The 21475-nt window shown below is 69.6% G+C and carries 23 protein-coding genes and 2 pseudogenes; 6 read left to right on the top strand and 19 right to left on the bottom strand.

The features are described from left to right. Positions 1 to 56: 56 nt before the first annotated feature. Entirely contained in the window at positions 57 to 1637 is a 1581-nt protein-coding gene (locus ACIBA9_RS04250; RefSeq protein WP_399359776.1) for an AMP-binding protein, read from the top strand. Between the two features lie 362 nt (positions 1638 to 1999). Here the strand turns inward: ACIBA9_RS04250 and ACIBA9_RS04245 are convergent, their stop codons facing one another. The 12 genes from ACIBA9_RS04245 to tap form a co-directional block, all read right to left on the bottom strand. Further along, positions 2000 to 2599 (bottom strand): YdcF family protein, encoded by a 600-nt coding sequence (locus tag ACIBA9_RS04245; RefSeq protein WP_399359775.1) that lies wholly within the window; start codon positions 2597 to 2599, stop codon positions 2000 to 2002. A 79-nt stretch (positions 2600 to 2678) separates the two neighbouring features. After that, positions 2679 to 3317: a LysE family translocator gene (locus tag ACIBA9_RS04240; RefSeq protein ID WP_399359774.1), complete on the bottom strand. Its 639-nt coding sequence runs from the start codon at positions 3315 to 3317 to the stop codon at positions 2679 to 2681. 169 nt (positions 3318 to 3486) lie between these two features. Then, entirely contained in the window at positions 3487 to 3885 is a 399-nt protein-coding gene (locus ACIBA9_RS04235) for a peptidase inhibitor family I36 protein (protein ID WP_399359773.1), read from the bottom strand. Between the two features lie 294 nt (positions 3886 to 4179). After that, positions 4180 to 5073, bottom strand: a complete 894-nt coding sequence (locus tag ACIBA9_RS04230; RefSeq protein WP_399359772.1) for an aldo/keto reductase — start codon at positions 5071 to 5073, stop codon at positions 4180 to 4182. A gap of 229 nt (positions 5074 to 5302) precedes the next feature. Then, complete coding sequence (locus tag ACIBA9_RS04225) at positions 5303 to 5704, bottom strand: TraR/DksA family transcriptional regulator (RefSeq protein ID WP_399359771.1); 402 nt, start codon at positions 5702 to 5704, stop codon at positions 5303 to 5305. Positions 5705 to 5783: 79 nt separating this feature from the next. Continuing rightward, on the bottom strand, positions 5784 to 6161 hold the full coding sequence (locus ACIBA9_RS04220; RefSeq protein ID WP_399359770.1) for a fic family toxin-antitoxin system, toxin component: 378 nt from the start codon (positions 6159 to 6161) through the stop codon (positions 5784 to 5786). After that, positions 6161 to 6400 (bottom strand): hypothetical protein, encoded by a 240-nt coding sequence (locus ACIBA9_RS04215; protein ID WP_393901342.1) that lies wholly within the window; start codon positions 6398 to 6400, stop codon positions 6161 to 6163. The genes ACIBA9_RS04220 and ACIBA9_RS04215 overlap by 1 nt, the downstream gene beginning before the upstream one ends. Positions 6401 to 6460: 60 nt before the next feature. Beyond that, on the bottom strand, positions 6461 to 7387 hold the full coding sequence (locus ACIBA9_RS04210) for a TauD/TfdA dioxygenase family protein (RefSeq protein ID WP_399359769.1): 927 nt from the start codon (positions 7385 to 7387) through the stop codon (positions 6461 to 6463). A gap of 207 nt (positions 7388 to 7594) precedes the next feature. Continuing rightward, on the bottom strand, positions 7595 to 8197 hold the full coding sequence (locus ACIBA9_RS04205; protein ID WP_399359768.1) for a TetR/AcrR family transcriptional regulator: 603 nt from the start codon (positions 8195 to 8197) through the stop codon (positions 7595 to 7597). 62 nt (positions 8198 to 8259) lie between these two features. Further along, a complete protein-coding gene (locus tag ACIBA9_RS04200; RefSeq protein ID WP_399359767.1) occupies positions 8260 to 9042 on the bottom strand; it encodes a class I SAM-dependent methyltransferase in 783 nt (260 codons plus the stop codon). A gap of 325 nt (positions 9043 to 9367) precedes the next feature. Further along, on the bottom strand, positions 9368 to 9925 hold the full coding sequence (gene tpg / locus ACIBA9_RS04195; protein WP_399360012.1) for a telomere-protecting terminal protein Tpg: 558 nt from the start codon (positions 9923 to 9925) through the stop codon (positions 9368 to 9370). 12 nt (positions 9926 to 9937) lie between these two features. Then, positions 9938 to 12211, bottom strand: a complete 2274-nt coding sequence (gene tap / locus ACIBA9_RS04190; protein ID WP_399359766.1) for a telomere-associated protein Tap — start codon at positions 12209 to 12211, stop codon at positions 9938 to 9940. Positions 12212 to 12608: 397 nt separating this feature from the next. Here tap and ACIBA9_RS04185 point away from each other — a divergent pair, with 397 nt between their 5' ends. Beyond that, positions 12609 to 12911, top strand: coding sequence for a hypothetical protein (locus ACIBA9_RS04185; protein WP_399359765.1), 303 nt, complete (start codon positions 12609 to 12611; stop codon positions 12909 to 12911). A 522-nt stretch (positions 12912 to 13433) separates the two neighbouring features. Beyond that, a pseudogene (locus ACIBA9_RS04180) lies at positions 13434 to 14065 on the top strand (ADP-ribosylglycohydrolase family protein); the annotation flags it as partial. Positions 14066 to 14106: 41 nt separating this feature from the next. Here the strand turns inward: ACIBA9_RS04180 and ACIBA9_RS04175 are convergent. Beyond that, the gene (locus tag ACIBA9_RS04175) at positions 14107 to 14379 is read right to left on the bottom strand and encodes a hypothetical protein (protein WP_399359764.1); all 273 of its coding nucleotides are present in this window, start codon (positions 14377 to 14379) and stop codon (positions 14107 to 14109) included. 378 nt (positions 14380 to 14757) lie between these two features. Further along, entirely contained in the window at positions 14758 to 15333 is a 576-nt protein-coding gene (locus tag ACIBA9_RS04170) for an EF-Tu/IF-2/RF-3 family GTPase (protein ID WP_399359763.1), read from the bottom strand. Positions 15334 to 15505: 172 nt separating this feature from the next. On the opposite strand from ACIBA9_RS04170, the gene ACIBA9_RS04165 reads away from it, so the two are divergent. The 3 genes and pseudogenes from ACIBA9_RS04165 to ACIBA9_RS04155 all read left to right on the top strand — a co-directional run. Beyond that, positions 15506 to 15823 carry an ArsR/SmtB family transcription factor gene (locus ACIBA9_RS04165; RefSeq protein ID WP_399359762.1) on the top strand — a complete coding sequence of 106 codons (318 nt, stop codon included), beginning with the start codon at positions 15506 to 15508 and terminating at the stop codon, positions 15821 to 15823. A gap of 50 nt (positions 15824 to 15873) precedes the next feature. After that, the gene (locus tag ACIBA9_RS04160; protein ID WP_399360011.1) at positions 15874 to 16359 is read left to right on the top strand and encodes a GNAT family N-acetyltransferase; all 486 of its coding nucleotides are present in this window, start codon (positions 15874 to 15876) and stop codon (positions 16357 to 16359) included. 70 nt (positions 16360 to 16429) lie between these two features. Next, positions 16430 to 16709: pseudogene (locus ACIBA9_RS04155) on the top strand (LLM class F420-dependent oxidoreductase); the annotation flags it as partial. A gap of 25 nt (positions 16710 to 16734) precedes the next feature. Here the strand turns inward: ACIBA9_RS04155 and ACIBA9_RS04150 are convergent. The 5 genes from ACIBA9_RS04150 to ACIBA9_RS04130 all read right to left on the bottom strand — a co-directional run bounded on the left by ACIBA9_RS04150 (position 16735) and on the right by ACIBA9_RS04130 (position 20858). Further along, positions 16735 to 17193, bottom strand: a complete 459-nt coding sequence (locus ACIBA9_RS04150) for a hypothetical protein (protein ID WP_399359761.1) — start codon at positions 17191 to 17193, stop codon at positions 16735 to 16737. A 274-nt stretch (positions 17194 to 17467) separates the two neighbouring features. Further along, entirely contained in the window at positions 17468 to 17950 is a 483-nt protein-coding gene (locus tag ACIBA9_RS04145; RefSeq protein ID WP_399359760.1) for a DUF3618 domain-containing protein, read from the bottom strand. Next, entirely contained in the window at positions 17947 to 18318 is a 372-nt protein-coding gene (locus ACIBA9_RS04140) for a phage holin family protein (protein WP_399360010.1), read from the bottom strand. Before ACIBA9_RS04140 ends, ACIBA9_RS04145 begins: the two co-directional genes overlap by 4 nt. 423 nt (positions 18319 to 18741) lie before the next feature. Continuing rightward, the gene (locus ACIBA9_RS04135) at positions 18742 to 19917 is read right to left on the bottom strand and encodes a zinc-dependent alcohol dehydrogenase (RefSeq protein WP_362159684.1); all 1176 of its coding nucleotides are present in this window, start codon (positions 19915 to 19917) and stop codon (positions 18742 to 18744) included. Next, on the bottom strand, positions 19914 to 20858 hold the full coding sequence (locus ACIBA9_RS04130) for an SRPBCC family protein (RefSeq protein ID WP_399359759.1): 945 nt from the start codon (positions 20856 to 20858) through the stop codon (positions 19914 to 19916). Before ACIBA9_RS04130 ends, ACIBA9_RS04135 begins: the two co-directional genes overlap by 4 nt. Positions 20859 to 21475: the final 617 nt, after the last annotated feature.

The following is a 21475-nucleotide window of genomic DNA, read 5'->3' as shown; positions in this document are numbered from 1 at the left end:
ACCCACCCGCGAACGTGCCCCCCTTCCACACCACTTGCGAAAGGCGATAGCCGCACGTGACACACGAGCACCTTCCCACCCTGCACGACTGGTTCGCGCGCACGGCCGCCGAGCATCCCTGCGCGCCCGCCCTGGAGATCGGTGACACCCGACTGACATACGCCGGACTCGCGCGCCTTTCCGAGCACCTGGCGGCGCGACTTCTCCATCTGTGCGGCGGCGAGTCACCGCGCAGGGTGGGACTGCTCACCGGCCGTACCGCCGTCGCCTACGCCGGTTACCTCGCCGTCCAGCGTCTCGGAGCCACCGTCGTCCCCCTCGGCCCCGGCTTCCCCGTCGCCAGGAACACCACCGTCGCCACCGTCGCCGTCCTCGACGCCATCCTCACGGACGGCACCTGCGACCACGCCGAACAGCTTCCCGCCCCCCTGCTGACCGTCACCGGCGACACCCTTGCCGACCTGGCGACCACTCCGCCCCCTCCCCTGCCGGCCTGCACCGCCGACCCTGACGACGTCGCCTATCTGCTCTTCACCTCGGGCTCCACCGGTACTCCCAAGGGCGTGCCCGTCCGGCACCGCAACATCTGCGCCTATCTGGCCCACGCCGTGCCGCGTCACGACACCGGTCCCGGCGACCGTGTCTCGCAGACCTTCGACCTGACCTTCGACCCCTCCGTGCTCGACCTGTACACGGCCTGGGGAACCGGCGCCACGCTGATCGCGGCGACCCGTGGGGACCTGCTGCGCCCGGTGAGGTTCGCCACCGACCGCGCCCTGACCCACTGGAACTCCGTACCGTCGGTGATCTCGCTCGCCGAACGTCTGCGCGCGCTCAAACCGGGCTCCCTCCCCACCCTGCGCCGCTCCGTGTTCTGTGGCGAGTCCCTGACACTGCGTCAGGCCCGGGCATGGGCGGCGGCAGCCCCGCACAGCACGGTCGAGAACGCCTACGGCCCCACCGAACTGACCGTCACGTGCACCACCTACCGGCTACCGCCCGACCCCGCCGACTGGCCCTCACCCGCCAACGGCACGGTGCCCGTCGGCTCTCTGCACCCAGGCCTGGAAGGACGCCTCCTCGACGGCGAACTCTGCGTCCGGGGCCCGCAGCGCTTCCCCGGCTATCTGGACCCGGCCGACGACGCGGGCCGCTTCCTCGCCCCCGACGGCACCGCGCACGACCCGTCCACCGCGCTGACGGACGCCCACTGGTACCGCACCGGCGACCGGGTGGCCCAGCTCACCGGGCCCACCCCGCCCGATGGACCGCTCGTACCCGGCACCCCCCTGGTCCACGTCGGGCGCCTCGACCACCAGGTCCAGGTGCACGGCTACCGCGTCGAACTCGGCGAGGTCGAGGAGGCGTTGCGCTCCCTTCCCGGAGTCCGGGAGGCGGTGGTCCTCGCTCTGCCCACCCCGGACGGCAGTGTCGAACTCACGGCGGCCTGCACAGGCCGGGTCGAGGAGGAGCCCCGCGACGCGCTGCGCCGTCGGCTTCCGCCCTACATGGTCCCGGCCCGCGTGGTTCCGGTCCCCGCGCTGCCGCTCAACGGAAACGGCAAGGTGGACCGGAGTGCGGTGGCGGAGCTGGTCGGTCACGAGGATCGACGATCGGAGACGAGAGCCTCGCCCTGAGCGTCACCGTCCCGGCGTGGTCCCTGACTGATCTTCGAATGGACATGGACAGGCGTCTGATCGTTGCGGTCGGTCGGCCCCAGACCTTGTCCAGCGAGCCATGGGGGGCGGCTGGCAGACGGCCAGGTCAGGGATACCCTCGGGCGATGGCGAATCGGGCGACAGCAGCTGGAGTAGGTCTCGCGCGGGTGATGGCGCACTGCCGGGGGCAGCTCAGCGGCAGCCGTGCACTATCTGGCGGATGCCATCGCCTCCACACCTGAGAACCCCGAGCCGTATGCCCTCCTCACTCTAGGGTGCAGCATCATCTGCTGGCGCCGGCTCAAGAACCACCATGCGTGAGGCCAGAGGACAGCGGCTGTCTACAGCGAGACCTTCCGCTCGTCGGCCTTGAGGCCGCGGAGTGTCCAAAGTCCGTACAGAGCCAACAACGGTTTGACGACCATCCATTCACCAGGGCGGTAGTCGTCCGCGCGCACCAACCTCTCCGCAAGATCGGGGCGCTGCCGCCGCAAGTACGCACGGGCCTTGAGCGCGTGAGCTGGCTGGGAGGCGATCTTGATGCGATCCACGTCTTCAAGCAGTGGGATCACGTTCGTGATGTTCTCCCACGTCGTCGCGCTTTGGTCTTCCAGGAGCACCGTGCCGTCGAACTCAAGCACCGACTTCGCGTAGTCAGCCATCAGCTGGGCCTCCGTGGCGCCGCCGCTGGTCGCACCGCCGCTGAAGATCACGCAGGTCGCCTGCGCCCCGTCAGCGGCGATGGAGCGGACCCCAGCACGGACTCGCCATCGGTTGATCAAGTTCGCCGTCGCTTGAGGATTTCGGTACCCCAACACCACCACGGCCGCGGAGGCGCCCCCCCTACTCCCCACGAGGGCTCGAGACCAGCGCCAGTTCAACCACTCGCCCCAGGCCAGGGCTGCAAGCCCAGCCATCGCCAGTCCCGTCCTTCGACGCATGCGGCGACTCTAGGACACCTTGGTATCGGACCGCGATGGAACCAGCCACGCTACAGACGACGCATTCTGTTAGGAGTTCTTAGTCAGACCCGAGGGCCAGCCGAGCGGCGAGCCCGGCGAATACCGTGCCACTGAAGATATTGAGTCCGCGTGCCACTCGGCGACTACGTCGCAACAGCGACGAGAGCCGGCCGGAGAGCAGACCGATGGAGGCATCGACGGCCAAACCCACGAGAACCAACGTGAGCCCCAGGACGAGGAGTTGTCCCACCGCGTGCCCAAGGCCCGGGTTGACGAACTGAGGCAGGAAGGCCACGTTGAAAAAGATCACTTTTGGGTTGAGCATGTTGGTGACGGCCCCTTGCCGGAACGTCTGCAAACGCCCCGGGACGGGCCTCGCGGCGGCCGTGGCCTCATCGCTGCGCAGGCCGGAGCGGTCACGGAACGCCTGAACCGCGAGGTAGAGGAGATATGCCGCGCCGATCCAGCGCAGGGCGTGATACAGCGACGGCAGTGACATGAAGAGCGCCGAGAGACCCAGCGCGGCGGCACCCGCGTGCACCAGGGCACCGAACGCCACCCCAAGAGCCGCCATCAGGCCCGTAGTCGGCCCGCCGCGTCCTCCCATGGCCACGATGAACATCATGTCGGGCCCGGGAGTGATGCATAGCGCGAATGCGGCGGCCAAGAAGGCCACGTACAGCGAAGTGTCCACCATGGCCGACATGCTGATCAAAGCGCCCACGCACGGCGACCCAATTCCAAGGACTGAGATGCCGGCGGCTGCCTGCTGCCTCGCCCACACGATGAGGCGTCGGGCACAGACAAGACTGAGTGCCTGGTCCGGCTCCGGCCAGGAACTGGGGCCAGGCACTCGGAGGCGCCGATCAGGACGGACAGGGCCCGGGTCGCACGGAACTGATCTGGTCGTTCAAATTGTATTGGGTGACGTTCCCCTTGTAGGTGGCGGCGACAGGCAGGCATCGCCCTGTGAAGTTGGTTCCCGTATAGACGGACCAGATCCGGCCATTGCGATTCCGGAGAGACGATGTGATGTTGTCGAAGTCCGAGGGGAGCGTCTTGCGTTCACCTTGGAGTCCCAGAACGCGACCCTGTCCGTCGATGTTCTCGAATAAGCAGAAGTTGGGGCTTGCGCAGCGGTCATAACCGCTGGCGCTCCCAGTGGACGGTGCTGCCGACGCCATGGGCGCGGTCAGGGCCGCGAGAACAAGCCCCGCTGCCATGGCCATACCGGTGGTCGTCGTCCGGAATTTCGATGCGGGCATGGTCTCTTCCCTTCATTCGGTGTGCCGTCACGGCGGCCGGTCGCTGCGTTATCTGATGGCACAGCCCCGGCCGAAGGCCGCAAGAACATCGTGGTGGCCAGCTCGGCCCTCTCGGTGCCCTCACGGCGTTTTCGGCGACTTACCCACCCTTTGCAATGCTCATACCGCTTCTTCCTGTTCACCCCTCAGAAGGGTGACCGGCACGCGCCGGACCGAACGGGAATCGAACTCGGCGACCCGGACGCTGTGCTGCCCGTGTGGGGTGTGGTCGTGACCCGTGCCGCGTGGTTCCGGTCAGCCGATAGGAGCTTGACTGGAGCGGGACTGGACGGCATCGAGGGTGGCGAGGGTCGGTGTATCGAGGGTGATCTCGCCGACCGCGATGTTGGCCTCCAGGTGGGCGGCGTCGGCGGTGCCGGGGATGAGCAGCACGTTCGGGGCGTGGTGCAGCAGCCAGGCGAGGCCGACCTGGGAGGGGGTGACGCCCAGCGACTCGGCCACGGCGTGCACCACCGGCTCGTCGGTCACCTTGGGCAGGCCGGGGAACGTCCCGCCGAGCGGGAAGAACGGCACCCAGGCGATGCCCTCGGCCGTGCACAGCTTCAGGATGTCCTCGTCGTCGCGGGAGAAGAGACTGTAGGCGTTCTGCACGCAGACGACGCCGGCGGGCAGGGCGCGGCGCAGACCGTCGAGGGTGATGCCGCTCAGGCCGACAGCGCCGATCTTGCCCTCGTCGCGCAGGGCGGTCATCACCGCGAGCTGATCGTCGAGGTCGACGACCTGGTCGCCCTCGGGACGCAGCCCGGGGCCGGTGTCCAGGCGGCGGAGGTTGACAACAGCGAGCCGGTCGACGCCCAGGCTGCGCAGGTTGTCCTCGACGCTGGCACGCAGCTGCTCGGGCCGCTGCGCCAGACGCAGTGGCAGGCGCCCGCCCGGGTTGGGGTCGGCGCCGACCTTCGTGACGACCAGGACGTCGTCCTCGGGTCGCAGTGCCTCGCGGATCACGTCGTTGACGAACCCGAAGCCATAGAACTCGGCGGTGTCCACATGATCGGCGCCCAGCTCGATCGCACGGCGCAGCAGCGCGACGGCCTCGCCGCGGCGGTCGTGCAGGCGCTCGAGCTGCATCGCGCCGTAGCCGATCCGGAAGACGGTGCGGCCGGCGAACGAAGCGGTCGTGGTGCTCATGAGGCTCTCTCCTCGGTCGGTGTTCGCAAGGCGGTGTACGACGTCGGCGGTCGAAGTCCGTTCCAGGCCATTGCGGTTGAAGCAGCGGACGGCGGCCTCGGCGATCTGAGTAAGCCGGAGTTCCTTTGCGCGTGTCGGTGAGCCGAGGCACCCCACCTCCCCATGGGGGCACATCCTGGGGTGGACCGGCAGAAGATCCGCACCCCGGCGGCCGGATACCGCGCCGGCGTCAGGCGCGGCGCGGGTCGGATCCGGCGCAGCGGACACACGTGGTCGCCGCCGGGCGGATCTCCAGGCGTTCGGGCGGAATCGTCCCGCCGCAGCCCTCACACTGCCCGTACCGTCCCTGTTCGAGTCGTTCCAGTGCCCGGTCCAGTTCTTCCAGGTGTTCACGCGCCTGCGCCATCAGTGAAGCGACGTGGGCACGCTCGAAGGCGGTGGTGCCCCCTTCGGGGTCGTGCTCGTCGTCTACCGCGATCAAGGCGTTCGCCGCGACGATCCCGTCGAAGTCTCGGCTGAGCGCGGCCGCCCGAGCGAGGGTGTCGGTGCGGTCGGCCGCAAGGCGAGCACGGACGGTCGAGAAGGCGGACGAGCCAGTCTCCTCAGGACCGTAGCGAGGTGCATTTTCCATGCTGCGACAACGCTGATTCAGCCTTCCCCATTCCCCCACCGCAGGAGGGCGGGCTGCCCGCGGTACCGAGGCCGCCGTATCAGGTGGCGGTGGGCCAGGTCCGCAGCAAAGCGGCGATCTCCCGGGCGGTGCAGGCCGGGGCAAGGAGCAGGTCTTTGAGCGCGATCGCGTCTTCACGGGCGGGCTTGACGGGAATCCCGGCGGCTTCCAGGTACATCACACCGGTAGCGGCGGCGACAGCGAGGTTGGAGCGTTCCAGCCAGCGGCATCGGCCCAGCGTGTGCACCAGGGCGGCGGCTTTGGCATACGGGCCGTCATAGATGGGCTGCTCGAACAGCTCGGCTCGGTGTCGTGCGACCGCCGCCGCGGGAACGCCGTAATCGTCGGGGGCTGGATCGTCCGCGCCGGCGGCCTCAGCGACCTTCAGAATCCAGGGAACGTCGATGTGCAGTTCCATCAGGCCGCGCGCGCTCCCCCGGGCGTCTGCTGTTCGTGTTCAGCGTCGTCGAATACCGCCTGGTGCTCGGCCAGGAACCGGGCGGCCGCATCCACGGCACGGGCGCGCAAGCCGCTGGCATCGTCCTGCACCAGCCGGGCCAGGTAGTCGCCGACACTCAACCCCAGGTCAGCGGCCCGCTGCTTCGCGAGTTCCGCGACCTCCTCATCCACGCGCGCACCTAGTTGCATCTTCGCCATACCGCCATGGTAACACCTGTTACCAAGGGAGGAAAGGTGAAGGGCGGCCCGGCGCGGTGCTCAGGAGAGCGGGACCCCGGCGATCGCGATGCGTTCCATGACGCGGCGCTGCGGATAGTAGTCGTTGATCGCGTAATGCTGGACCGCGATGTTGTCCCAGATCGCGACGGAGTCCGGCTGCCAGCGAAAGCGCACCTGGTACTCGGGGATCCGGGCCTGCAGCACGAGTTCGTGCAGCAGTTCGCGGCCCTCCTTCTCACCGAGGCCGACGATGCGCGTGGTGAACGGCTCGTTGACGTACAGCAGTCGGCGCCCGGTCACGGGATGCCGGACCACTACGGGGTGCTCGACCACCGGCAGGGTCTGGCGCAGCGCGGCGATCTGGTCCTCGGTCATCGTCGCGCCCCAGGTGGGCACCCAGTCGTGTACGGCCGTGAGTCCCTCGATCCGCTGCTTCGTCGCCTCGGGGAGGTTGTCGTAGGCGGCGCCCATGTCGGCCCACAGAGTGTCTCCACCGGAGGCCGGGATCTCGACGGCACGCAGTACCGACCCAAGCGCCGGAGCCGCCATGAACGAGTGGTCGCTGTGCCAGATGTTCTCGTTGCCCACGGCCATGGCGTCCTTGGCCAGCCGGGAGACGCCGGCCCTGTCGCCCCTGGGGAAGAAGGGGTTGGCTTCCGGTTCACCCCAGAGCCCGGCGAGCGAGGCGTGGCCCTCCGGACCGAAGTCCCGCTGGTCACGGAAGAAGATCACCTTCCATTCCAGCAGTGTCCGGCGGAGCTCGTCGGCCAGCTCCGCGCCGATCGGCCGGGAGAGATCGACGCCTGTGATCTCGGCGCCGATGTGCGGGGTGAGCGGGTTGATGCCCAGCATCCGGTACTCGCCGGAAGCTGTGCCGGGTGCCGTGCGCTCCAGGATGCGCTTGCCGAACCGGATCAGGGGCTTGTCGAAAACAGGGTGGGACGTCGAGACGTCGGTGCCGGCCATGCAGTCCTCCACACGGGGAACGACTGATTTCGTTACCGACAGTATCGATATGGGGGCATGAGGCCGCAAGGGTGTGGGGCAACGAACCTCACGAATCCGGGCCACACGAATCCGGGCCAGACGGCGTGGCCGACAGGGCCGTGTGGGGCGGTTCGGGGTCGGGGTCGCCGTCAGGGAAGCCGCCACATGGGACGGCCGGCGTCGCCGTCAGGGACGCGCCGCCACAGCACGTGCGACCAGGTCGACCACCTCGTCGACAAAACGTCCGTCGAGCGGCTCCTGCTCACCCAGCAGGCGGAACACCAGCGGCGCCGCCACGAGCGTCGCCGCGACCGTGACATCGGCGTCGGCCCGCACGTCCCCCCGCTCGATGCCGCGCTGCAGAATGGCGCGTGTCTGCGCCGTCACGCGGGCGCTGTACGTCGCGTACGCGCTTCGGGCGGAACCGGCCTTGGCCGCCGCGCTCATGAGCTCGGCCAGCAGACGGTCCGTGCCGGGCAGGCGGTAGACCTCCAGGCGCGCCGTCAGCAGCGCGTGCAGTTCGGCCCGGAAGTCCCCGAGGTCGGCGACGGGCACCGGGCCGACGCGGCTCTCCGCAGCGGCGAGGATCAGATCGTGCTTGGTGGGCCAGCGCCGGTAGATGGCCGGCTTGCTCACTTCGGCGCGGGCCGCCACCGCGTCCATCGTGACCGCGTCCATGCCCTGCTCCGTGACAAGGGAGAGCACCGCCTCCAGCACCACCCGGGTGACCCGCTCCTCGCGTGGCCGCCCCGGCCCCCGCTTCTCCGCCTGGATCTGCCTTCCTCCCATGACCACGAGACTAGAGGGCGCCCATCGCTCGAGACACACGAGCTGGGCGAGCGATGTCCGGACTACCGCGCTGCGGGAGCGCGGCGGGCGGTGAGCACGGGCTGGTAGTACCCGCTGGAGGCCGGACTGTGCCAGGTGATGTCGGTGAAGCCGGCTTCAGCCACGAACTCTGTCAGCTGTGGGGACGTCAGCGCCCAGTAGGTGCTCCGGCGGACTCGGACATGCCAGGTGTTCTCCGCGGGGATGAGCTGGAAGTGCTCCAGGTCGTAGCGCTCGCCGTCTTCATGCCAGTGCCACAGCTGGAAAGTGATCACTTGGCCGTCGCGTGTTTCCGAGATCTGGGGAGGTGTGGCCGTGGGCCTGGTCTGGCGCGTCTCGTCATAGGCCCGGACAGTGATCACCAACAGTCCGTCGTCTCGGAGCACCCGTCTCATGCCGAGGAGCGCCGCCCGGAGATCTTGCCCGGAGAGCAGGTGCGGGAGCGAATTGTCCGCGCAGAGCACGACGTCGAATGACGTCTCCTTGAAAGGCAGTTGACGCATGTCAGCCGCAGCGGCCGGAAGCCGGCTGCCCCGGGCCGCCGCCTCAGCGGCGGCGCGCGCGGCGGCGACCGGACTCAGGTCGCTGCCGACGACCTGATGCCCGGCCAGGGCCAGCCCGATGGCCTGGGTGCCGATTCCGCACGAGCAGTCCAGGACGGTGTGCGGTCCCGCGCCGAGAGATTGACGGAGGAGCCCGCCCAGTACCTCGGCCTGGTAGGCCATGCTCGCGTCCCAGTCCCGGAACATCAGGTGGTAGTCGTGGGCCAGATCGTCGTAGAAATCCCGCACGGAGAGCTCGGACATGTTTCCCACCTTAGTGACCGGGGAGCACGGGCACTTCAGACAGTGGCTGCCTGACGTCGGCCACCCCAGCGGACGCCCTTCTCGCTGCGGACACGGGCGCGTTCACGGCGAAGCGGTGGTTGTGAGGTTGGGCGTACGGACATCCAACGCCAGCCGTAGTTGCGACAGTTCGAAGGCGGTGCGCAGCACCTCCTGGAGTGCCGAGGCTGCCTCGAACCGCGGTCCCTGCCGCGTCGCTTCCGCCGGGTCTGGTCCGCGCGCCCCTGGAGGAGGCCGTACGGCACAGGCGCTGCCGCAAGCAGCCATCCTCTTCGGGGCGAGGCTGCTACAGGTCGAACTCCAGGTGCTCCACGTCCGTGAACCGCACCTCCTCCAGGCTGCCGGCGCGGCGGCCGCCGTCCTGGAAGTACACCTCCTTGAGCGCCTCGGCCGCGATCTCCTGAAGCCGGGCGTCGCTGGCGCCGGCCTCCTGGGCCTGGAAGAGGCGGGCGGCGTAGACGGGTGGCAGGGCGACGGTCAGGTGCCGGATGCGGTCCTGGTCCGTCGACCCGATCGGCGCGGTGTAGCCCATGCGGGCCCGGGTGTCGATGACGATGCCGCCCGTGCTCGCCGCCCTTGCCTTGGCCTTCGCCCGGATCTGCGGCTGCCACCGCTTCTTCACCTCCTGCTCCAGGCGCGCGGCGAGGTCCGGGCGGGGCTTTTTGATCTGGTCCTTCACGTACCGCTCGACGGTGCGCTGGGAGATCCGCAGCATCTGGGCGACCGCCCGGGTGCCCTTCATCTGCTTGACCAGGTAGCGCATCCGCGCGCCCGCGCTCTTGGGCACCGGGCGGGTGAACGCCTTTTGCACGGCAGCTTCCAGGCCGTCCCCGAACATGCTCATCATCGCCCTCCCCTACTCGCCGTTGTCGACGTCGGTGACGGTGCCGTCCTTGATGTAGCGGGCGAGGTTGAGTTCCGGTGCGTCGAACCGCTCGCGGACCCCTTCGCCCCACAGGACGGACTGGGTCCCCTCGTGCTTGACCAGGCCGGGGTTGATGCCGAGCTTGAAGCCGCCGGGCAGGGGCTTGCCGTCCCGGTAGGGCAGGAAGTCCAGCGGCGAGGGCCCGTCGACGGCGTAGACGACGCAGTCGGACAGGATCGCGACCGGGTACTGCCCGGTGAACGCCGCGTGCTTGACGATCTTCCGGTGGAGGTTGATCCGGGTGCGGGAGATGACCGCCGCACGAATGTCCGGCCGCCACGTGGGCCGGGACAGCGCGCGCCACGGCTCGCCCGGTCGCCAGCCTTCACCGCGCGGACGCTCGCGCAGCTTGCCCAGGCCGCCCTTGACCGTCGCCTTGATCGCCGAGACGACGATCGCCAGCTGCGGGTCGCGGCTGCGGTAACCGTCCATCGCCGCAAGGAAGTCGGCCGGCGTGAGGTCGGCGTCGACGCCGAGGTCGGCCATCGTGGCGAGGTAGGCGTCGCGCAGCCGGTTGTACCAGCCGTCCAGATAGCGGCCGTTCTCGTAGCGGACGTACGCCTCGATCGGCCGTACCTCGTAGCCCAACTCCTGGGCGTACGCGACGGTCGGCGTCGCGTACCAAGCCGGCCCCTCGGGGCGGTCGCCCTTCGGCGTGAACGGGCTCGGCAACAGGCCGCCTTCCAACTCCACCCGATCCTTGCCGACCTTCACCCGGGACAGATCGACGTGCGAGAGGTCGACCAGCCACGAGCCCGGCAGCTTCGGGTCGAACGCGGGCCTCTTGACGTGCGTCGGCGCGCCGAGGCCGACGACCAGGCCGTTGGCGCCGGCGGCGAAGGCCATGTTGACGTCGATGCCGACCAGGTGCCGCAGAGTGCACTCGGCATCCGTCATCGGCCGCGCCCAGTCGTACGCCTCCTCGAACAGCTTCTCCGCCGGGCCGCGGACGTGGAAGCGCGGCAGATCCGCCAGGAGCGGATGGCCGTCGGGGGCCTCGCACGGCGCCGGGTCGACCGGCTCCTTGCCCAGGCTGCCGGGATTGTGCTCGGAGTGCCGCTTGCCCTCGGCGTCCGGCTCGGAGGCGCGGGTCGCCGGATGAAGGGCCGTCATCAGCTCGAGGCCGGTCACGGCGGTCGATCCGCGCGGGGTCATCACCCGGGTCGCGTACGCGCCGAGCACCCGGGCGAGTTCCGCCGGCGGAAGCTGCCCGGCGTGGCCCCAGTGGCGGGGGTCCAGCGCGTTCCACGACGGAACGCACAGCTGGACGCACTGACGGTCCGACCCCTTGGCGGGGCGGTAGATCCGCGCCCACGGCCCGAACCCGCGCTTCGTAAGCTGCCAGTCGGCACGGGTCAGCTGCTTGACTACCTTGTGGCCCTCCGGGATCCGCCCGGCGCGCCGCTCCTCCTCGGTGAGCGCGACCGGCAGGCCGTAACGCTCCAGCGCGGCCTCGGTGAGCACGAGCAGTGGGTCGGCGTCCTTGCCCGGGCCGGACAGCTTCGGCTGCCCCAGCTTCGCCTCGCGCAGCGTCCAGTCCACCAGGGACGGCAGGCTCTTGGCGGGCACGTCCAGGACCAGGCCGCCGATGCAGTACGCGAGGACCTTCCCGTCGGCGTCGACGTCGACGACCGCGAGCGGCCCGTTCTCGAAGCGCGCGTCGGTACCGCCCGTCCCGGTATTCGCCGGGTTCGCCGGGGCGGCCTTCCGCGCGCTCGGACGGCGCGACGTCGACGACGTCCTGGTGGTGCGCGCCCGACTCGGCGCGTCCGCCGCAGCAGCGGCGACGGGGGCAGGCGTCTGGTTGTCCTCGGTTACGGACATGGCCGCAGCCCTGGAGGCCGGCACCGCGGCCGCAGTCCGGACTTCCGGAGCGGGGGCGGGGGCGGGCTCGCTGGTGAACGTCTCGGGCACTGCCGTGTCCCGCTCGGGTGCGGCGAGGTTGGTGGGGGCGGGGTTGGTGGGAGCGGGGTAAAGCTCCCCGAGCTGCGTGAGCATCCGCGCATACGCGTCGCGCTCCGGCGGTCGGGGCTCGGTCTTACCAGCCTCCCAACCGCTGACCGTGGCGCGCCTCACCTGCAGGGCGGCGGCCACCTCGTCCAGCGTCAGACCATGTGCCTGGCGCAGCCGCTTGCGTTCCGCCGGGGGCGGCAGTGGCGAGCGGGACGCGACCAGCGCATCGACCGCGTCGAACAACTCGGACATGGAACACCTCCCGTCCCACAACCCTAGCGTGACGCGTACGTTTCGCGTACCAAATGCGTACGGGTTACGCCCATGGTGTTGATCTCGCTTAGCCGCTGGTCCAGGGCTGGAGGCGGCCCTCGCTGGTGGTCCGGGCCGCGGTCCGGACCGCGCACGCGCAGGCTCTCGGCGGTCGCGGGTCGCAGCGGTAGCCGAGTGGGGTTGCCGGTGAGTGCCGGCTGATCGCTCTCAGGACCCCTCCCCCGGAATCGTACGGGGAGCGAAGGAGGAACAGGGCCGCGCGAACCGTCGGCGCGGCGTAGATAACCTGCGCGAATGAAGCGTCGACTGGGGCTCAGTAGTCAAAGGGTCGCGAAACTGGATTGGGCTGACAGCGATCCCTTGAGAACATCCCGGCATGCCCACGCCTACCGCAGAAGAGCTCCTTGCATCCGTCGGCGGCCTGTCCCCCGATGAAGCGCAGCGGATCGCCGACCACATCGATGAATGCCGAGACCTGCTCACGGCAGGGACCGACATGGACGGCGTCCAGCAGCACCTCAAGGACCAAGGCGTCTCCATCATCCGCGCCATCCTGATCACCACCAGACTCATCGGCGATCACCCCAGTAGGCTGCGGGCCGCACGCGAGATCGTCGAATGCAGCCCCGCCCGCGCACCCGACTCCGCACTCAGCAGACCAAGGCACCCAGCCCCGTAGCCGCAGCGCCGCGCACGGCGAAGGGGTCCGGCAACACCGGCGACGAGGCATTCCGGAGGTGCGGCCCGGCCCGTGCCCGCGACCACCGGCGAGCAGATCACGGTCGAGAACGAGGCCGAGAGGTGACCGTCAAGCTCGGCTTATGGGTCTCCCACGCCAAAACCCGACGCCACAACCTCACCAATGCCCAACACGCCGCCCTCACCAAGCTCGGCATCGACTGGGCGTGAGGAGGCTGTCGCGGCGCGGCGACGTGGCTGTCCGGGCCGCGAGGGCGAAGCCCGTGGGCTACTACCTCGCACGCGAGACACCCTCGCCGACGCGGCGACTGCATCCTGATCGCGGTCGGCGCCCGGGCGACGTCCGGTACACCCGCGCCCAACCGAGGTGGGACGTGAGGAACCACTGGAGTGCGGACACGTCCTGGCATGCCAGGTGACGGTCAAAGACCTGTGCTGGACGGCGAGGGTGCCCGCCGCGCCCGATGCGGGGGCCTCGCAGTGGGAGCAGAGGATCCTGTGCATGCCTACGCCGAGATCCAGGCCTGAATCCCTCACGCAGATGGCCGTCCTGGTCGCGGAGTCCCTGCTGGAGCGGGGCGGGCTGGATCTGCCGGACATCTTCGTCCGCTTCCAGCGGTGGGCGGCGACCTGCAGACGGAAGACGTCCTGACCAACGGCATGACCTGGGACCTCGCCGCCGCGATCCATTTCCGGGTCAACCAGCGAGCGGCGGTCCACTTCGCAGCCGCCGGCAAAGAAGCCACCGTGGACGCGGCCCGCCGCATCGCCGCTCTCACCCAAGGCGACCGCGCAGCTTGGGAAAGCACCGCGGTCTTCCATGAGCTCATCCGCGTCACGTTCGAGGACACCGACCCTCTCACCGCCCTCCCGGACATCCTGGCTCTTGTCCACCCCGACCACCGGGACCGTTACGCCACTGTCCTCGCGCCCGACTGGCACCCCGATCAGGCAACCGAGTTCAACGGTGCCGTCTGGCCATGCCTGGGCTCCGCCGTCTGGTCCCTGCGCACCACCGCCAGCTTCGAAGAAGCGACACGCGCGGCGATCGACCTCGGCGGAGACACGGACACCGCCGCCGCGGTGACCGGAGGCCTGGCGGGGGCGTACTACGGGCGGGATGCGATCCCCGCCCACTGAACCCAGCCCCAGTCCGGCGGGTCGGGCCGGGGCGGTCAGGGAGCGTCGCCGGCCCAGTCGAAGTGGGTTTGGTCGCCGGGGCGGGGACCGTACATCGCCCGGCCGCCGGCGCCGAACTGCCCCAGTTCGGTGGCCAGCGCGACGCCGGCGTCGACTTCGTCCCGCGTCCAGCCGGTGATGTCGAGCAGCAGGCCGTCCAGCGGGCCGCCGACCAGTTCGGCGTAGCCCCGGTCCCGCCGCGGGCCCGGGTGGTCATGGTCGGCGCCGTAGACCCGGCGGCGCAGCAGCTGCTCGTCATCACGATCCATCCGTTCAGCCTCGCAGCCGCCACTGACAACCGGATCCGGCGCGTCAGACGCGTAGGACAGGAGAGCTAAATGCCGCCGACCTTGCGCTCCGGCACAACCTGGTCCTGCCTGGTGCCCGTGCAGGGTGTGCTCGGCTTGGCGTTCGGCGGCGCTGGCCCGCTGCTTGCAGCAGTCACACAGGTGCGGGTAGGCCTCCCCTGGCGCGTGCCGCCCGGCGGCCTCGATGGCCTTCCTGCGCGGCGCGGTATGCCGAGCGGCTGATCGGAAGCCTCAAAACCCACAGGGCTCTCGCGATGCGGTTGGACCAGCGGGTCTTCGTCCCTGAAGGCACGATCACTGTCGCGGTGATCCGGCTCTGGCTCCGCTCGTGAATGCAGCTCAACGCGAGAGTCGAGTCACGATACCGGAGCCGGCGGCGCGACCGTGGTGACGGAATGCGAAGGACTGGCCTTCCTCCAGTGCGACAGGCTCTTCGAGTGCCACTGCCACCTCGGCTCCGTGAAGCGGCCGGACCACGTCAACACCCTCGGGCAGTGTGACGGTGCCCCACACTGCGACGGTGCGGACGTAGAAACTGAGGCGATCGCCGGAGCCCACCTCCACACTGCCCTGCTCGTCGGACAGCAAGGTGATGTCGGCGGTGAAACCCATATGGGCGCTGACCGAGCCTGGCGTGGCGAGCACTTGACCCCTCTCGACGGCGTCCGCGGCAACGCCACGCAGCAGCACCCCCACGTTCATACCCGCACCCGCCTCCCCGATGGACATCTGATTCTGCTCGATGTCCGCGATGAGAGCGGTCCTACTGGGACCCAAGCCGATGATCTCCACCGCGTCGCCCTTGTGCGCCCGGCCGCGTTCGATCCAACCCGTCACCATGGCCACTCTGCGCTGTTGCAGGAAAAAGATGTCTTCGACTGGCATCAGGAACGGCTTCTCTTCTGCGCTCGCCACTTGCTGACCTGGAGATCCACACATAAGTGCCCATGCTCCCAGGGCGGGCGCCGGAGGCGTTCCAATTACACGTGACCGCCGCACGGTCTGTCGTCGAACTCGCCGCCGCCCGGCTCGCGCGGCCGTGACAGCGCCTCCCCGCCTTGGTTCGACGTGTGTCAACATGGACGGCATGTCGAATGCGAGCGTGCTGCCGCTGCTCGAGACCGACGGCCAGGGTGTGGTGCCGTGCTGCCCGCCGCTGGCCGAGCGCCCGATGACCGCCGTGGAAGCCGAGACGGCCGCTCGGATGTTCAAGGCGCTAGGCGACCTGGTGCGGCTGCGGCTGTTCTCCGCCGTCGCCTCGTACGAGGACGGCGAGGCGTGCGTGTGCGACATCTCCGACGTCGGCGTCTCCCAGCCCACCGTGTCCCACCACTTGAAGAAGCTCCAGGATGCCGGGCTGCTCGCCGCAATGGGTCAGCTGCTGACCCCGCGCCCCGTCGCGTGACCACGGTGGGCGAGGAGAACCAGGCCGTGGGCCGTGGCGGGACCGGTGTCGTGATCGTGCCGTTGACGGCCGATCACGCCACGCAGGTCCTCGCCATCTACCAGGCCGGAGTCGACGAGGGCAACGCCACCTTCGAGACCGGCGCGCCCAGTTGGGAAGCGTTCGATGCGGCGAAGCTGCCCGAGCATCGCCTTGCCGCACAGAGTGCGGACGGCACGGTACTGGGCTGGGTCGCCGTCACGAAGGTCTCCGACCGGTGCGCGTACGCCGGGGTCGTGGAGCACAGCGTCTACGTCCACCCCGAGGCACGTGGGCGGGGCGTGGCTTCCGCTTTGCTCAGGGCGCTGATCGACTCCACCGAGGCGGCCGGGATCTGGACGATCCAGTCGGGCATCTTCCCCGAGAACACCGCCAGTCTCGCCCTGCACCAGCGGGCCGGTTTCCGTGTGCTGGGCACTCGCGAGCGCATCGGCAAGCAGCACGGCCGCTGGCGGGACGTCGTCCTGGTCGAGCGCCGCAGCCCGCTCATCGACTGACTTGGCGCCCAGTACCGCGAAGCTGCTGTCGCGGCTGTAGCGGGTGAAGGCGACCAGCACGGTCGGCCTCCGTGGGATGGGGCACGCCTCCCGCAACTTCCACGCCGACCTCATGGCGCGCATGGGGTACGAGGAGGAGGCGCGGCGGATCCAGGAACTGTTCCTCGCGGGACGCGGCACGAGGCGGTGCCGGCCGTCCCGGATGCCTTCGCGGACGAGATCTCGCTGGTCGGTCCCCGGGAACGCATCGCCGGGCGGCTGGAGTTGTGGCACGAGGCCCGGTGACGGACCTGCTGGCGCTGTCGCCGGACCGCCGCACCCTCAGGGTGCTCGCGGAGCTGAACTCCTAGCGACCCGTCCGGTAAGGAGGACAGGCTAGGCCTGGCCGTAGGCGGCGCCGCACTGCTGCTTCTCGCCCTTCACGGCGCAGACCTCGACGGTGATCGGCGTTCCCTCCTTGATGTTGCCGGTCTTCCAGCCCGACGCGTAGTACGCGCTGTGGCCTCGCGAGGTTGCCATGCGGTAGCCATCCGCGCCGACCTGCGTCGCCGCCCATGCTTCGATGCCCCAGCCGTCGCCCAGGATGTCGCGCACCTGGAGGGCGTCCCCGGGGGCACCCGGCTCGAGGTCCCCGGGGTCGGCGTTCCAGTCCGCGAAGCCGGCCTTCACATGGTCGTTGAAGACCTCGACACTGAAGCTCTTGCCAACCCTCTCCACACTGAACGTGAAGGTGGGGTCGGCGGCCGATGCGCTCCCGGCCCCGGTGACGACCGCCGCTCCGGTCAAGCTGGCCACGGCGATGGTCGTACCCAGAAAACGCTTGAAGTTCTGCACTTGTGAGAGATCTCCCCGCAATGATGGGCGCCTTGGTCGAAAGCGCCCGGAAGGTTGGGGGGACACCCCGCGCGCACGCACGTTGCTCGACCGCATCCCCCGCTTTACCTTGATCATACAATCCGTGGATCTCGCTAGACTCGCACAGGAGCGCTGTTCGTCGTGGCCGGGCATCTACCCGGTCCGCTTGAACAGCGCTCCTGCGGCCTCTCCACTGACGGCACCGAGGCCCGAGGGGTCGGCTTGTAGGCGATCCTCTCCGCCTACACCGCGGTCACCCCTTCCGGCGGCCGCGGGCCAGCCACACCAAGACGGCCGCACCAGCTGCCGCCAGCAGCAGGGTGCGGTTGTCCCGCGCCAACTGCGCTCCCTGGGCCGTCCTCTGCCGTACCGGTTCGGGCGCCTTCTCCTGCCACATCTGACCGGCCTGGGCCGCCGTCGCCTTGGCCTGCTCGGCGGCCTGGGCGGCCTTGTCCTTGACCGCGTCCGGGAGCTTGTCCTGTGCCTGGTGTGCCAGGTCGGCCGCCTTCGCCTTCACTTCCACGGCCTTGACCGTGGCCTGCTCCTTCAACTCGCCGGCCTTGATGGCGGCCTGCTCCTTGACCTCAGCGGCCTTCTCCTGGGCGCGTGCCTTGACGTCGGTCTTCGCCGCGAGCGCTTCGACCGTCTCGCCGAGTTCGGCCCGGGTCTGTTCTACCTGCTCGCGCAGTTCCTCGGGGCTGGAGGCGGTGGGCTCGTCGTGGGGCGGCTGGGTCATCGGTGGGCACTCTCCTTGATCTCGGCCACGTCGGCCTTCACGTTCTCTACCGTCTGCTCGGGCGTGGGCGGCCCGGCTTGGTCGACCTGCTTCTTTCCACTCATGGCCATCAAAGCGGCGATCACACCCAGTACGGCCGTGACGATCAGAGCCGCCGCCCACACCGGCAACACCACTGCGAGCGCGGCGATCACCGTGGCGACCAGCGCCTGCAGCATCAGGAAGCCGACGACGCCGGCGCCACCGAACAGGCCACCGCCCTTGCCGTAGCGCCTGCCCTTCTCCTTCATCTCCGCCTGCGCCAGGCGTAGTTCGCCTCGCACCAGCTCGGTCAGCTGGTGCGAGGCCCGCTGCACCAGCTCGCTCACCGGCTCCTGGCCGGAGCGGTCCGTGCCCTGCCCGGATCCGGCAGACTGCGGTTGTGTACTCGACACGGCGGTCACCACCCGTCCCTCTGATTTCCCGCACGCCGGCTGAGCCGGCGCCCGACCATTCCGATGAGCGCGGGTACCCCGGACGGGTCGGTTCAAGGCAGGCAGTCGGCCCGTCTCAAGGCGGCCGGTGTGGCTCGCGGGCGGCTTGGCACGGACTCGCGGTCACCGGGTTCGACCCGCGTATGCCCGCCTCAACTGCCCGTGCCGCTCGGCAGGTTACGGCGGCGACGAGGGCAGGCTAGATGCGGGGCGGCCAACTCAACCGGGCTGTCCCGGTTCGCTCCACGTTGGTGCACGCTCACCAGCTTGCGGCCGGGCCCCCGATGAGGGGACCCGGCCGCCGAACCGGCGCGGCCCTCACGGCGTGAGGACGACCTTTTCGCAGTGGTCCTTCTTGTTCTTGAACAGGTCGTAGCCGGTCGGTGCCTCGGTCAGGGGCAGCCGGTGGGTGATCACCCGGGTAGGGTCGATCTTGCCCTGCTCGATCAGACCCAGCAGCGGCTTCATGTACTTCTGTACATGGCACTGCCCGGTGCGCAGGGTCAGGGACCTGTTCATCCAGGCGCCCGCCGGGAACTTGTCGATCAGGCCGCCGTAGACGCCGATGACCGACACCACTCCGCCGCTGCGGCAGGACAGGATGGCCTGGCGCAGTGCGTGCGGCCGGTCGGTTTCGGAGCGGACCGCCTGCTTGGCGCGGTCGTAGAGGTGTACGTGGGTGGCGCCGTGTGTGGCCTCCATTCCGACCGCGTCGATGCACTTGTCGGGACCCCGGCCGCCGGTGAGTTCCAGTAGAGCCGACCGTACGTCGACGTCCTCGAAGTTGACGGTCGCGTAGCCCTGGGCGGCGGCCATGTCGAGCCGATAGGTCTCCTTGTCGATCGCGATGACCTTCTCGGCACCCAGGACCCGGGCGCTGTCCATCGCGAACTGGCCGACCGGCCCGGCGCCCCAGACGGCGACGACGTCACCTTCCTGGATGTCGCACAGCTCGGCGCCCATGTACCCGGTCGGCAGGATGTCGGACAGGAACAGCACCTGCTCGTCGGTGAGGTTCGATTCGATCTTGAGGGCGTTGACGTCGGCGAAGACCACCCGGGCGTACTCGGCCTGGCCGCCGGCGAAGCCACCGGTGAGGTGCGAGTAGCCGTAGATGCCGGCGGTGGGGTGACCGAAGAACTTCTCCGAAAGGCCGGCGTTGGGGTTGGTGTTCTCGCAGCACGAGTACAGTTCCGCGTGGCAGGCGGCGCAGGCGCCGCAGGCGATCGGGAAGGGTACGACGACCCGGTCGCCCACGCGCAGTTTCGCGTCGCTGATTCCGGGGCCGACCTCGACGATCTCTCCCATGAACTCGTGGCCCATGATGTCGCCCTTTTCCATGGTGGGGACGTAGCCGTCGAGCAGATGGAGGTCGGAGCCGCAGATCGCCGTCGAGGTGATCTTCACGATGGCGTCGCGGCTGCTCAGAATCGACGGATCGGGGACGTCCTGCACCTCGACCGAGTTGCGTCCCGTCCAGCAGTTCGCCTTCATGCCAGGGCCTCCTTCAGTTCGCCTTCGGTCAGCGGTCGGGCCGGGTGCTGCGGGAACTCCCCGCGGGCCCGCTTGCCGCCGGGTGCGCCCTCGGAGCGGACGACCTCGCCGGTTTCCGCGATCTGCTTGAAGCGGCGCAGATCGTCGTCCAGCTGCTGGTGCGGTTCCTCGCCGAAGTAGCGCGCAGCGGCCTTGCCCAGCGGGCCGCCGGGCAGGTCGTAGCGCAGGGTCACCCGGATCTCCGTGCCCCGGTCGCCGGGAGCGGGCTCGAAGCGGACCTCGCCGGAGTTGTCGACGTCGGCACCGTCCACGGACCTCCAGGCGATCAGCTGGCCGGGGACGTCCTGAGTGATCTCGGCGTCCCACTCGACCGTCTTGCCGAACGGGGCGCTCGCCCGCCAGTGACTGGTGCGCGGGCCGGTGACGCGCACTTCGTCCAGGTGGGCCATGAAGTCCGGCAGTCGCTCCAGGTCGCTCCAGAGGCTGTGGACCTCGTCCGGGGATTCGTTGACGGTGGTGGTCGCGGTCAGTTCCACTGGGGCACTCCTATGGGTGCGGGTCACGGCCGCGTAGACGTCGGTGGCCGTGATGGCGGTGACCGCGGCGGTCGCGGCGACGGTACGGCCGACGCCGCGGCCGTCGTGGTTCTTCAGGGCCCGGGTGAGCGCCGCAAGGTCTATGAGGTCGCCGCCGACGCGGCTCCAGAGCCAGACGGGACGCGGCCGCCCCAGCAGCCCGGTTGCCGCTGCCAGCTCGCGCACTCCGACGGCGGTCGTGGCCACGCGGTGTCGGGGGCTGTCGCCCACGCCCAGTGCCCGGGCGAAGGCCGCCGGGGCGGCGACCTGGGGCACGCCCAGGAGTGCGCTGGCCCAGCCGAGGCCGCGTACGAGCGGATCGTGCCGCAGGCGAGTGGTGGAGGTGGAGTGGGTGTCTGTCGTCATGGGTGCTCCCCACGTGAGGTGAAGGGAAGGCGGGCACTTGAGTGAGAAGGTGAGGCGCGCATGTCGGACAACGCCGGGGTTTCCACGCGGCCCGTGTGCAAACAGGTCCGTTCCGCAACGCCGTCGCCAGAACCGCGGCGCTGCTTTCGGTTCGCGGCGCCGGAGGCGGGCGGTGGCCGCTCGTTCCGGTGCGACCGTGGCGTGGGCGGTCACCGCCGAGCAGCCCCGGCCCGGGGCTGGGGCGATCACCGCCTCTCCCCCGCACCGGTGTGGGGGTAACGGGCCGGATGGCGGCTCTCGGGTCCCTTACCGCCTGTGGCCGTTCCCGTGTCCGTTCGGATGCGCCGGCGATGTTGAAGGGCAGAACCACATACTTTCCAGCCGGGACCTTGCGGACGGCCGGGTCGGCCTCCACGACCCGGCCCTCGTCCTTCACCGTGACCCTGCGCGGTCCTTCCGATACCGCTGCCTTCATCGAGTACCTCCGGTGCCGCGGTACGGCCGCGGCACAGCGGTGATGGTGACGGCCCGAGAAGCCTCACTCCCGGGCCCTGGTGCGACAGGTCCGTGGCCCCGGCACGCGTCTGACCCGTCTGACCCCGGCGTGGGTCCGCGGG

Source organism: Streptomyces sp. NPDC051452 (assembly GCF_044454765.1).
GTDB lineage: Bacteria > Actinomycetota > Actinomycetes > Streptomycetales > Streptomycetaceae > Streptomyces.
The sequence above is the reverse complement of the archived record's forward strand: the minus strand, read 5'-3'. Positions and strand labels throughout refer to the sequence as shown.